Origin of the sequence: Marinobacterium sp. xm-d-579 (genome assembly GCF_013282935.1) — a bacterium.
In the GTDB taxonomy this organism is placed as follows: domain Bacteria; phylum Pseudomonadota; class Gammaproteobacteria; order Pseudomonadales; family Balneatricaceae; genus Marinobacterium_E.
In genome coordinates this window covers 537,656-549,862 of record NZ_WBYP01000002.1, presented here as the reverse complement: position 1 = coordinate 549,862, position 12,207 = coordinate 537,656, and the positions used below count along the sequence as shown (strand labels likewise).

At 46.2% G+C, this 12,207-nt stretch carries 9 protein-coding genes; 4 read left to right on the top strand and 5 right to left on the bottom strand.

Going from position 1 to position 12,207, the window contains the following annotated elements; translation table 11 throughout:
* Positions 1 to 185 precede the first annotated feature (185 nt).
* The 4 genes from XMD579_RS06290 (at position 186) to XMD579_RS06275 (ending at position 4,139) form a co-directional block, all read left to right on the top strand.
* Positions 186 to 1,610: a glyceraldehyde-3-phosphate dehydrogenase gene (locus XMD579_RS06290; RefSeq protein ID WP_371731516.1), complete on the top strand. Its 1,425-nt coding sequence runs from the start codon at positions 186 to 188 to the stop codon at positions 1,608 to 1,610.
* 110 nt (positions 1,611 to 1,720) lie between these two features.
* Positions 1,721 to 2,635, top strand: coding sequence for a ribosome biogenesis GTPase YlqF (gene ylqF / locus XMD579_RS06285; RefSeq protein ID WP_173481059.1), 915 nt, complete (start codon positions 1,721 to 1,723; stop codon positions 2,633 to 2,635).
* Positions 2,632 to 2,958, top strand: a complete 327-nt coding sequence (locus tag XMD579_RS06280; RefSeq protein WP_173484025.1) for a hypothetical protein — start codon at positions 2,632 to 2,634, stop codon at positions 2,956 to 2,958. Before ylqF ends, XMD579_RS06280 begins: the two co-directional genes overlap by 4 nt.
* On the top strand, positions 2,955 to 4,139 hold the full coding sequence (locus XMD579_RS06275) for an NAD(P)/FAD-dependent oxidoreductase (RefSeq protein WP_173494482.1): 1,185 nt from the start codon (positions 2,955 to 2,957) through the stop codon (positions 4,137 to 4,139). The genes XMD579_RS06280 and XMD579_RS06275 overlap by 4 nt, the downstream gene beginning before the upstream one ends.
* Positions 4,140 to 4,382: 243 nt before the next feature.
* On the opposite strand, the gene XMD579_RS06270 is transcribed toward XMD579_RS06275, so the two are convergent.
* The 5 genes from XMD579_RS06270 to XMD579_RS06250 form a co-directional block, all read right to left on the bottom strand.
* The gene (locus XMD579_RS06270; RefSeq protein ID WP_173484023.1) at positions 4,383 to 4,571 is read right to left on the bottom strand and encodes a DUF2892 domain-containing protein; all 189 of its coding nucleotides are present in this window, start codon (positions 4,569 to 4,571) and stop codon (positions 4,383 to 4,385) included.
* Between the two features lie 36 nt (positions 4,572 to 4,607).
* Positions 4,608 to 5,306 carry a fumarylacetoacetate hydrolase family protein gene (locus XMD579_RS06265; RefSeq protein ID WP_173506084.1) on the bottom strand — a complete coding sequence of 233 codons (699 nt, stop codon included), beginning with the start codon at positions 5,304 to 5,306 and terminating at the stop codon, positions 4,608 to 4,610.
* 1 nt (position 5,307) lies between these two features.
* A complete protein-coding gene (locus XMD579_RS06260; protein WP_173506083.1) occupies positions 5,308 to 8,508 on the bottom strand; it encodes an ATP-binding protein in 3,201 nt (1,066 codons plus the stop codon).
* A 227-nt stretch (positions 8,509 to 8,735) separates the two neighbouring features.
* The gene (locus tag XMD579_RS06255) at positions 8,736 to 10,340 is read right to left on the bottom strand and encodes an isocitrate lyase (RefSeq protein WP_173483676.1); all 1,605 of its coding nucleotides are present in this window, start codon (positions 10,338 to 10,340) and stop codon (positions 8,736 to 8,738) included.
* 451 nt (positions 10,341 to 10,791) lie between these two features.
* Complete coding sequence (locus XMD579_RS06250; RefSeq protein ID WP_173484019.1) at positions 10,792 to 11,922, bottom strand: cupin domain-containing protein; 1,131 nt, start codon at positions 11,920 to 11,922, stop codon at positions 10,792 to 10,794.
* Positions 11,923 to 12,207 lie beyond the last annotated feature (285 nt).

The following is a 12,207-nucleotide window of genomic DNA, read 5'->3' as shown; positions in this document are numbered from 1 at the left end:
AAAAATTAACTTTTGTAATAGTTACGTAATTTTCACAAAAAAATAGGGGTTTTGTAGTTTTGTAGTCGACATTTGTTGGTTTTTTACAAGTTATATCAATAACTTATGAACAGTAAGTTGTATATCCTTTATTTCAATCTGTGTCATAATTAACGGGTTACTTAACCTTTATAAAGGAGTGTGCTGTGTCTCAAGAACTGATGCTAGCAGAGTGGAATGCTCGTGAATCGATCGCCGAAGCGATGGTCCCTGTGGTTGGTCGTTTGTACCGTGAATCAAACGTTGAAATTTCTGTTTTCGGCCAACTGTCTGTTCGTAAATCTGTGATCGATCTACTTAAAGATCACCGTTACGTTCGTCAGGTTGAGGGTGAAGAGCTTTCAGTCGTAGATACCTTCCCAGTACTTGAGAAGGTGTCTCAAATGGGCATCCGCAACGCACACATCGACATCGGTAAATTGGCTGTTAATTTCCGTAAATCGGGTGCAGCGGATTTGAATGATTATTTAGAGTCTGAACTTGCTGGCGCATCAACAGAAGATACTGGTGGTCAAGACGTCGTCCTATACGGCTTCGGTCGCATTGGTCGTCTACTGGCTCGATTCATGTTGAACCGCTCGGGTGCAGGTCACACGCTGCGTCTGCGCGCGATTGTTGTACGTAAGGGCAAAGCCGATAACGACCTAGAGAAGCGTGCAAGTTTGTTGCGTCGTGACTCAGTTCACGGTTCGTTCAAAGGCACTATCCAAGTTGATGAAGCAACGAACTCCCTGATCGTTAACGGTAATGCGATCAAAGTGATCTTCGCCGATGGCCCAGATCAAGTTGATTACACGCAGTACGGTATTAATAACGCTCTTGTGATTGATAACACCGGTATCTGGCGTGATGACAAAGGCTTAGCGCTTCACCTTCAATCTAAAGGTGTTGATCGCGTTATCCTTACAGCACCAGGTAAAGGCATCAAAAACATCGTTATGGGTGTTAACCATGGTGACATCGATGCATCGGATAAAATCTTATCGGCTGCTTCGTGTACCACTAACGCCATTACGCCTGTCCTTAAAGCGATTGATGACAAGTACGGTGTTGCTAATGGTCACGTTGAGACCGTTCACTCATACACTAACGACCAGAACTTGATCGATAACTACCACAAAGGTGATCGCCGTGGCCGCGCAGCAGCGCTTAACATGGTTATCTCTGAAACGGGTGCAGCAAAGGCGGTCTCTAAAGCGCTTCCACAATTGGAAGGTAAGCTAACTGGTAACGCGATCCGTGTTCCGACACCGAACGTCTCTATGGCGATCCTTAACCTGAACCTAGAGAAAGAGACTGAGCGTGAGTCTTTGAATGACTACCTTCGTGAAGTGGCGTTGCACTCTGATCTTCAGAAGCAGGTTGACTACTCTAACTCACCTGAAGCGGTTTCGAGCGACTTTGTCGGCTCACGTGCTGCAGGTGTTGTCGATGCATTGGCCACTATCTCAAGCGGTAAGAGCTGTGTTCTCTACGTTTGGTACGATAACGAGTACGGCTACAGCTGTCAGGTTATCCGTCTAGCGCGTGAGATAACTAATTGTACGCTTAAGGCTTTCCCACAAGAGTAATCACTCTTTTGTAAAAAACCGGAGTCACCGAAAGGGGCTCCGGTTTTTTTGTCTCTGATTCATTCTTAATAAACAGGTATAATGCGCCCAACTTAAAGGCATAGGTCATTATGGAACGTATTAACTGGTTTCCCGGTCACATGCATAAAGCGCGTAAAGAGATTGCGCAACTTATGGATGAGGTCGACATTGTTATTGAAGTGTTGGATGCACGCTTGCCTCGCTCAAGCGAGAACCCCTTGGTGACCTCGTTACGTCGAGGCAAACCTGTTCTTAAAATTCTGAATAAATCCGATCTGGCAGATCCCGACAAAACCAAGGCTTGGTTACAGGAGTTCAATGCGCAAGAGGGCATTACGGCCATCGAGTTAACGACAAGTGATAAGAGAACCATCAAGTCGATTCCGCAAATCTGTAAAGATGCCGTGCCTGCCCGTGCTAACAAAGATCGCCCAGTGCGTGCCATGATCATGGGCATTCCTAATGTGGGTAAGTCGACTCTGATCAATGCTCTTTTAGGCCGACGCATTGCCAAAGTGGGTAATGAACCTGCCGTGACTAAAGCGAATAAACGCTACAGTGTATTTCAGGGGATGGCTCTGTCGGATACTCCCGGTATCTTGTGGCCAAAAATTGAAGACCAAGACTCTGGATACCGGTTGGCGGTCAGCGGTGCAATTAAAGATACTGCGATCGATTATGATCAGGTGGCCGTCTATGGTGCTAACTTCATCCTTAATGCTTACCCTGAGCGACTAGTAGAGCGTTATAAACTGAAAGAGCTGCCGGAGTTAGGTGAAGGCTTATTGGATCAAATAGGCCGTAAACGAGGCTGCTTGCGACCCGGTGGTGTGGTCGATATACACAAGGCGGCCGAGATACTCATGAACGAGATGCGCGGTGGTAAGCTAGGGCGCATCAGTTTTGAAACAGTGGAAGAGTGGCAAGAGAAAGATCGTATTGCCGCTGAATTAGCTGCCCAAGAGGCCGAAGAAGCGGCCAAGGCAGAGGAGAGTTCTAAGTGACCCGTTTAAAAAAGCAGAAGCGCATGGCTAACAAAATCGTGCTGGATAAAACGCCCCGTAAGCAGGAGCGTCTAGCCGACCCCGACAGCTATGAGAGCCGAAAACAGCGTGCGCAAAAACAGAAAAAAAAGCATGTTTCGGTTGATCAGAAACGTATTAATGCGAAACCGACTAAATCAGCAATTGAGCGAGATACCGAGGCCGGCCGTCGTGGTGAGCGCAAGGGTGGCCGCTTAGCGGATAAGATCCGTCAATACAACGCTGACAAAGAGAGCGCTGAAAAAGCCGATAACAGCCGCGAGCAGACCAGCGACAGCGAATGAGTAAACGCAGGGTTGATGTCGTAATTATAGGTGCCGGTGCGTCCGGTCTGATGTGTGCATTAACGGCTGGCTATCGTGGCCGTTCTGTTCTAGTGTTGGAACACACTAAAAAAGTCGGGCGTAAGATTTTAATGTCAGGAGGAGGGCGTTGTAACTTCACCCACCTTCACTCAACACCGGCCAATTTTCTATCGAATAACCCCCACTTCTGCAAATCGGCATTGAGTCGTTATACACCGCAACACTTTGTCGATATGGTCGATCGTCATGGGATTGAGTACCACGAGAAGACCCCAGGCCAGCTCTTCTGTAATGAATCCAGTAAAGAGATTCTGACGATGCTCACCACTGAGTGCGATTGGGCGGGTGTAAAGATTGAGACAGAGGTGAGTGTCCATTCGCTTACACAAAATGAGCATGGTTTTCTCGTAGAAACCTCGGCTGATTCAATTCAATGTGAGTCGTTGGTTATTGCAACAGGCGGACTCTCCATCCCTAATGGTGGTGCGACCGGCTTTGCTTATGATGTGGCCGAACAGTTTGACCTACCGGTTACCCCTCGCCGCGCCGCACTGGTCCCATTTACGCTGCAGCCTGACATTTTAACACCACTCAAAGAGCTCTCTGGGACTGCACAAAATGCGCGTGTCAGTTGTGCGGGTATGAGCTTTTTGGAACCTATTCTGTTTACTCATCGAGGCATAAGCGGCCCTGGGGTTCTTCAGATCTCGAGCTATTGGCAGCCAGGTCAAAGTGTTGAAATTGATCTGCTTCCCGGTATTGATATTGACGAGCAACTTAAAGAGGCTCGACAAGCGACTCCAAAACAGAGCATTGAGCGTGTGCTCAGTGAATACATGAGTAAGCGATTGGCTCAGGTATTGTGCTCAATCTGGGGCTTTGCTGGGGCAGTGGGTGACTTCTCCAATGAGAAAATTGAAGCGCTCACCAAGCAACTGACTCAATGGCGGGTGAAACCATCGGGAACCGAAGGCTATCGTACAGCTGAAGTGACCATTGGTGGGGTAGATACTCAGGCCATCTCCCAGAAAACCATGGAAGTAAAAAGCGTATCAGGCCTCTACTTTATCGGTGAGTCGTTGGATGTGACAGGGCACTTGGGCGGGCATAATTTCCAGTGGGCTTGGGCATCAGGAAATGCCGCCGGCGAAGTTGTTTAGGCAAGTTAAGTTCAATTGTTGGAGCCTTATCGAAGATGAGGCGATAATCGCGGCCTTTGAAAGACCGCTCCAACGCTTAAAGCTTTGAATTGATGTTGGAGCCTTATCGAAGATGAGGCGATGCCTTTTTCGCGACCTCTGTGAGATCGCTCCAACGCTTAAAGCTTTGAATTGATGTTGGAGCCTTATCGAAGATGAGGCGATAATCGCGGCCTTTGAAAGACCGCTCCAACCCATGAAGTGTTACTTAGTTTTACAGCTGTTCAGTCCGAACAGTGTGTAAGCACCACAAAATCCAAACACACCGGTTAACAGCGGTATTACACCAATGTAACCCCAGCTACCCACTGTCTCAGTGAAGGCCAGTCCAATCAGGATTAAACCGACAATAATGCGCAGAGCGCGATCCATTCCACCGACATTACATTTCATATCACTATCTCCTTTTGAGAGGGTTTTAATAATTCGTTATACGATGTTAAGTGAAATTGAGCCCACCGCTTCAACACTGCCTTCGATACGGTCACCTTTTACAACGGGGCCCACTCCTTCTGGGGTACCGGTGTAGATAAGATCACCCGGCTGTAAGTGGTAATATTTAGAGAGGTGCATGACCAACTCTGCGGGTGACCAGATCAGATCAGAGATGTCAGCTGACTGCTTGGTTTCACCATTCACACGCAGTTCGATCCTGCCACGTTCAAGCACTCCTGTGACCGATTTTGGTACCAGGTCGGTAATGATGGCACCGCCTTCAAAGTTTTTACCTAGATCCCAAGGGCGACGTTTGTCTTTGCCTTTCTGCTGCAGATCACGGCGTGTCATATCTAACCCACAGGCGTAGCCAAAGATCATTGATTCGGCTGTGGATTCATCAACCTCAAAGCCCGGCTGATCGATGGCGACGACCCACTCCATCTCGTAGTGTAGATCTTCGGTTCCTGGAGGGTAGGGTAGATCGGTTCCTGACACCTGAATGGCGTTAAGGTCTTTAATGAAGTAGAAGGGCTCTTGTGTGGTTTTATCAATCTTATCGCCCATCTCGGCCGCATGCGCTTGATAGCTTCGGCCAACGCAAAAGATGCGATTCACAGGAAATTGACGTTCATCCCCGCGAATCGTTAGGGCGGTTACTGGGCGAGGCGTAAATAGATAACTGTCCGACATGTCATAGACTCTGGTTTTGTTGATCTATGGATTGTAATGCTTCCGTCAATTTTTCTACAGAGATAGGTTTTGCCAGTGCCACAGAAGCACCGGCTTCGATTAATCGATCACACTCCTCACCGATTGTGGCAGCCGACACACCGACAATAGGTCCGGTGAAACCGATCTCACGAAGCGCTGATGCTAAGCCATATCCATCGAGGTTTGGCATGAAAATATCCGTCACTACTAGGTCAAAGTCGTTCTCTTTAGCGGCCTCAAGAGCTAACTGACCATCTTCCTGGGCAACCACCTCGGCTCCAAGACCCTCAATCATTTTTTTGGTAAGCGTGCGAATCATTAGATTGTCTTCAGCGACCAGAACACGCTTATTGGTAAGGTCCAAATCCTTAGTTGATTGAGCTGACTCGTTTGGCTCTGAAGTTTTCTGTGAATCGGGCTCGCTAGTGCTAGGGTCCGTTGAGATAAGATCCACGGCTAGATTGATCAAGAAGGTAGCGCCACCACCAGGGGTATCTTCGTATTGGACAGTGCCGCTCAATTCATGGGCAATTTGCATACAGAGATACAGGCCAATACCACTGCCATCCGCTTTTGAGTCGCCGCGATAGTAGGCATTAAATATATTGGCTTGAAACTCCTTCGGTATCCCCTGTCCGTTATCACTTATTTTAAGGGTGTAGTTGACGATGTTGGTGTCGATCGTCGGTCTGTAGAGATCAACAGAGACCTGACTAGCACCGCTATGAATAAAAGCGTTGCGCAAAAAGTTGATCAGCATCTGTTTAAGAGAGGTCGTGTCAAAATAGGTTTCAGGGTCTTCCCAGTCCAACTCTGACACAACTAGATCAATTTGAGCCTCTTTGGCTGAGATTTGCATTGAGTTACACACTTCTAGCAAAGTTTGTGAAATGCGACCGGTTTTTCTCTGTCTTTCAGTTTGCTGTTCAGGTTTAACAACATTTCGAAGATCATCTATTAGATTCAATAGATGGTTTACACTCTGATTGATCTCTAGGCTGTGGTCGCTATCATCTTCAAGCATCATTTTTATTGCTGAGACGGGTGTTCTAATCTCATGTGCAATAATGCCAAATAGCCGTTTTTCACTCTCAAAGCGCTCCTGAAGTTGAACAAACGATAGGTTTGCCTGGTGCAAGAGTTCTTTTGACTCCTCTATGAGCCTCTGTCGATCTGTTGTTTCAATTATGCTACCAAGGGTTTGCCGGTCAACCGACAATAACCCCTGACTGGTCATTGTAATATCAAAATAGCGTTTACCATTTTGACTATCTATTGTGACGTTAAAATGTTTAGGTCCTTTGAAGGTATACAAATTCAAAAGTGTCGATTTAAATTCACTATCATTTTCTTCGTCGAAGAGGCCTAAAAATCCCTTAATAGAGATAAATTCACTAACCGGTAAATCTAGTATCTCTCGCAAGGTTGCAGATGGACGCACTTTTTCATTGATTGGGTCTATCTCAAAGAGACCAATGCCCGATGTATCTGTCGTGATGTTGAGTTTTCGAATGGCCAGTTCTGCATCAGATCGAGACTTCAAAACTCTATCTTGGTTTCGTTTCTCCAAGCTTATATCTTGAATAAACAGGTTGTCATTGTTCTCAGGGTCAACGCCAATACGGTCGATTTTCCACCAAATGGTTTCAGTTTTCGAAAGGTTTAATGGAATTTCGCAGCTGTCAATTTTGCCCTGTAAGAGATAGTTAATTGCCTCTTTGTGCGATGGTTTTACTCTCTCTACTAATTGATGAACTGCAAAATCGGTAGAGGGAAAATTAACGCTATGACCCTTGAAAGCGAAGTGGATAGTCTCTGACTCTTGGTGCACTGTGGCCAGATCGAAACCTGACTTTTCAGCCGCCTGTTCCAATGTCTGCATTAATGCTGTACTGATCTTCTCAAATTGCTCTGCTTGACGCTTAGCCTTTAGAGCTATCAGTCCACGTTCAAGCGTATCAGTTTGATCAATCAGTGAACCAAATAGAAAACCTTGTTGATCGACATTCGCAGTAAGTAATACTTTTTTGGCAGTCACTGAGTTGCCATTAATGCTGACAATTGCTCTGTAGGGTTGGTTATCTAGAGGTGTTAGATCCTCAAGTCGTGCCGGTTGGTCGTTAATTGATATCTTGTCTAAAAGAGCCTGCAATGAAAGGTTGGTCTCTTGATCAATACCCAACAAATTGTTTAGTTGTTGGTTACTCCATAAAGAACCTTGCGCATCCATCTGCTCGAAAAGAGCGATCTCTGAAACAGTGGATACTTTCTCGAAGCGGTTAACGGCTTGCTCTAATAGAGAACTGTTTTGGAGAAGTCTCTGTTTAGACTGCCTTAGCTGTTGAATGTTAACTGCGATTAAGCTGCTAACGAGTGTAACCACGGCCAATGTAAGCAGAACACGATCGGTTACGATTGCTTGGGTATAAGGACTGATAGAAAACTCTACAGCGTTCAGTAGCAAGGCAATTGGCAAAAAGAGACAGAATAACCTGTAGGGTAGAGTGATAGCAGCAGCGAGTAGGGCAAGGGATATGACAATGCCCGGCCTCAAAAACGCGTCGGGTGCTAGGTTTACAAAGAGTAATTGTCCAATGAAGAGTGCAACCGGAATGAGATGAGAGATCTGAAAAGGCTCTCTCTCTGTTTTATCGATGTTTAGCCAAGTGATGAAGATTCGGGCACTTAAGATCGCGATAAAGGCCGGAAAGAACTGTTCAGCAAAACTAATGTAACTCAGTTTGCCATCAAGATAAGCTATGAAAAGCGATCCGATGATAACCGAAAGCACACCCAGTAAACGCCTGCTTCGGCTCTCTCTCTTCCAGTCATCAAAAATGGGGGTGCTAGTGTGCACAACGACGGTAACCACAATGGCAACTATGACCCCTTTGATCAGAGTTTGCTCTAGTGATTCAGTTGTTAGATACCAGAGGAGTGGGAGATAACCCAAAAGGTATAGCCCAATTTGGCGATTACGCAGGATTAAGCTTTTAGACGCTTTTGCCGAGGCAGCGACAAGCACCACGGGTAAAAATAGTCCAATATCGAACCAAGTAACGCGATGAAAAGCGTCGAAGAAAAGTGTAGGGGTCAACCCAGCACTGACTAATCCGACGAATATCGCTAAAGCCAATGAGTAGATTGGGTGGCGTAACAGGTTGCTTAGATATGAATTCATAGACTGCATACTTATGAGTAATTAAGCGTTAATAAGAACACTATTCTTAGCAAATTTTGTGCCATCTAATCTGTGTCTCTTCGGCTTTTTCGGTTTGTTATAAACTCATTATAGTTGGAGTTTAAGAAGTGAGGCCCTCTGAATTTATACCAATTTGGTCTTATCTAGGTTTTTATAAGAAAAAAAACGCGCCCGAAGGCGCGTTTTTTGTGAGCAGTGTCTAACGATTAAACGTTAGCGAACTGGTTCATTGTGTTGTCTTTACCGCCTGCTTTAAGAGCCGCATCACCTGCGAAGTACTCTTTGTGGTCGTCGCCGATGTTAGAACCAGCCATGTCCTGGTGCTTAACAGTCGCGATACCCTGACGGATCTCTTTACGCTGAACGCCGCCTGCGTATGCAAGCATGCCTTCGTCACCGAAGTAACCTTTCGCTAGGTTATCAGTTGATAGAGCAGCCGTGTGGTAAGTCGGTAGCGTGATGAGGTGGTGGAAAATACCCGCTTCACGTGATGCATCAGCCTGGAAGCTCTGGATTTTAGCGTCCGCTTCTTTACCTAGATCTGTTTCATCGTAATCAGCACTCATTAGTTTAGCGCGATCGTAGGCTGAAACATCTTTACCTTCAGCAGTCCAAGCATCAAACACTTGCTGACGGAAGTTTAGAGTCCAGTTGAACGAAGGTGAGTTGTTGTAAACAAGTTTCGCATTTGGAATCACTTCACGGATGCGGTTAACCATGCCAGCGATCTGCTGAACGTGTGGTTTTTCAGTTTCGATCCATAGAAGGTCAGCACCGTTTTGTAGTGACGTGATACAGTCAAGAACAACACGGTCTTCGCCTGAACCCGCTTTGAACTGGAATAGGCCAGACTGAAGACGCTTAGGCTTCATTAGTTGGCCGTTCGCTTTAACGACAACATCACCGTTGTTGATGTCTTCAGGACCGTTGATTACGTCGCCATCTAGGAAGCTGTTGTAAAGGTCACCTAGGTCGCCTGGCTCGTTAGTCACAGCGATCTGCTTAGTTAGGCCAGCACCTAGAGAGTCAGTACGTGCAACGATTACACCGTCATCTACGCCAAGTTCAAGGAATGCGTAACGTACAGCGTTGATCTTAGCTAGGAAGTCAGAGTGAGGTACAGTAACTTTACCGTCCTGGTGACCACACTGTTTCTCATCAGAAACCTGGTTCTCTAGCTGGATACAACATGCACCGGCTTCGATCATTTTCTTAGCTAGCAGGTAAGTTGCTTCAGCGTTACCGAAACCAGCATCGATATCAGCAATGATTGGAACGATGTGAGTCTCGAAGCTATCGATCTTAGCGATGATCTCTTGCTCTTTAGTGTTGTTGCCAGCGTCACGTGCAGCGTCTAGCTCACGGTAAAGGTGGTTAAGTTCCCACGCATCCGCTTGCTTAAGGAAGGTGTAAAGCTCTTCGATAAGCATTGGCACAGACGTTTTCTCGTGCATTGATTGGTCAGGAAGTGGACCGAACTCTGAACGTAGAGCCGCAACCATCCAGCCAGATAGGTAAAGGTAGCGCTTGTCAGTAGAACCGAAGTGCTTCTTGATAGAGATTAGTTTCTGTTGACCGATGAAGCCGTGCCAGCAACCTAGAGACTGAGTGTATTTAGATGTATCAGCATCGTAATCAGCCATATCTTTGCGCATGATCGCTGCAGTGTATTTAGCGATATCTAGACCCGAGTGGAAACGGTTCTGAAGTTTCATGCGTGCAGCAGATTCAGCATTGATTGCTGACCAAGTGCCGCCGTACTGGTTACAAGTCGCTTGTTGAGCTTCAATCTCTTGTTTGTATGTAGACATATCTCATCCTCAATAATGGGTACCTGTGCACCCGAATGTGTTAAATCTCTGTCGGTTCAAAAAAATCAAACCTGACCGATGGCGACATCATGAGGATTGCTGCACCTGCTGTCAAAGTGCTTTTGTGCATAGCAGCATAGAATGGAGGGTGTCAGTTAGGGGGTGGTCGTATTTCTTGTAGTTAAACTACAAGCAGTCAATGTGGTGATATTTGTTTTAATTTATATAAAACAATAACTTACTTTAATATAGACTATGGTTTAGCGACTTAAGTTTAATAGTAAATGGTCGTAAATTGTCTGTTTTTACAGCGATTAAATACTCTTTTTATATACCAATTTCTTCTATAAGACCTTTGGTGCATGGCAAGAAGTTGTAGGTGGAAAATAGTATGAAAGCGACATAAGCTGTCCTTTGGCGAACCGCTGGTTTAATGTGAAGGCACGATTACCTACTGAATGGCTCCCTGAGTAAAGAGCTGTTTGATGAGCGATGACTCGCCAATCTTGTACTGATTAGCTGATAGGTAACCTTGATTGGCTAGCTGTTTAGCAAGTTCTATCTCTGCGTCATCGACCTCTAGCTGAACGCCGTTACAGAAGAGTTTGAACTGTTCACCATCAGAATAGAGCAGGCGGTTGTTTGGAAGAAGCTCGATACCGTCCTCGGTGGCGCCCAGTATCCAATCATCGTAATCCTCTGGGTCAAGCTGTTCAGTTTGATCAGGATACTTAGGTTCTGAAAACAAGGACCCTAAAGCGCTTTCAAGCTGTTCCCGATTGGATAAAAGTGCTTTTAGGCGCTGTTCGATTTGAGTGATGGACGCTTGATCGATCTCCCCCGGCGATTGGCAAAGAGTTCGTTTAGGATCACTAAACCGGTGTTCGCTAGTCAGGGCTTCACCGATGCTGTCTGATACGGTTCGCAGTATCTCGGCATCGGATGGTGCTCTGAATCCTGCAGAGTAGGTGACGCAATCTTCACTGGTTGCTATGCCGTTATGAGCGACTTGTGGAGGGAGGTAGAGCATATCGCCCGGCTCCAGATCAAAGCTCTCTAGGCATTGGAATTCACTCAGAATCATAACCGGCGCATCCGGTAAACGGGGTGATTGGCTGGATTCGATAGCACCCAACTCCCAGCGACGTGTCCCTTTAGCCTGAATTAAAAAGACATCGTAGTTGTCATAGTGTGGTCCAACACCACCACCCGGCGTTGCATAGCTGATCATCAGATCATCGATGCGCCAGTTAGGGACAAAGTTGAAGGCATCTAGCAATGCTTTTGCTTCGGGGGAGTAGTGGTCTACGGCTTGCACTAGAAGCGTCCAGTGCGATTCTGGAAGATGTGCGAAGGTCTCCTCATTTAGAGGACCACATTCCAACTGGTATTCTGAGCTGTCCGGTTTGAATTGAATCAGTCTCGATTCGACTTCCTCTTCGAGGGATAAGCCTGCCAATTCATCAGAGCTGACAACGGGTTCAAGGTCGGGAAATGCATTGCGAATTAACACTGGTTTCTGTTGCCAATAGTCACGCAGAAACGTCTCAACCGTTAAATCACCCCAGTTAATTGTGTACATAGCCAATCCTTTAAAAATGATGGCTTCATTTTAAATTAAAGGGCCGGTGGGTGATATCTACTTTGTTAAGAATTCCAGTGACTGGCTTCAGCCTGTCATCTGCTTTATCGGTGTTTTCCAGATAGGTATTAAATTCTAACTGCGGATGACAGGCTGAAGGCCAGTCACCGTCGCTACTAGCTAGATGCATACGAAAATTAATCGCGACCTCTTCGAGATCGCTCCAACAACCTAACTGCGGATGACAGGCTGAAGGCCAGTCACCAATAGATGAATTAGATAGAC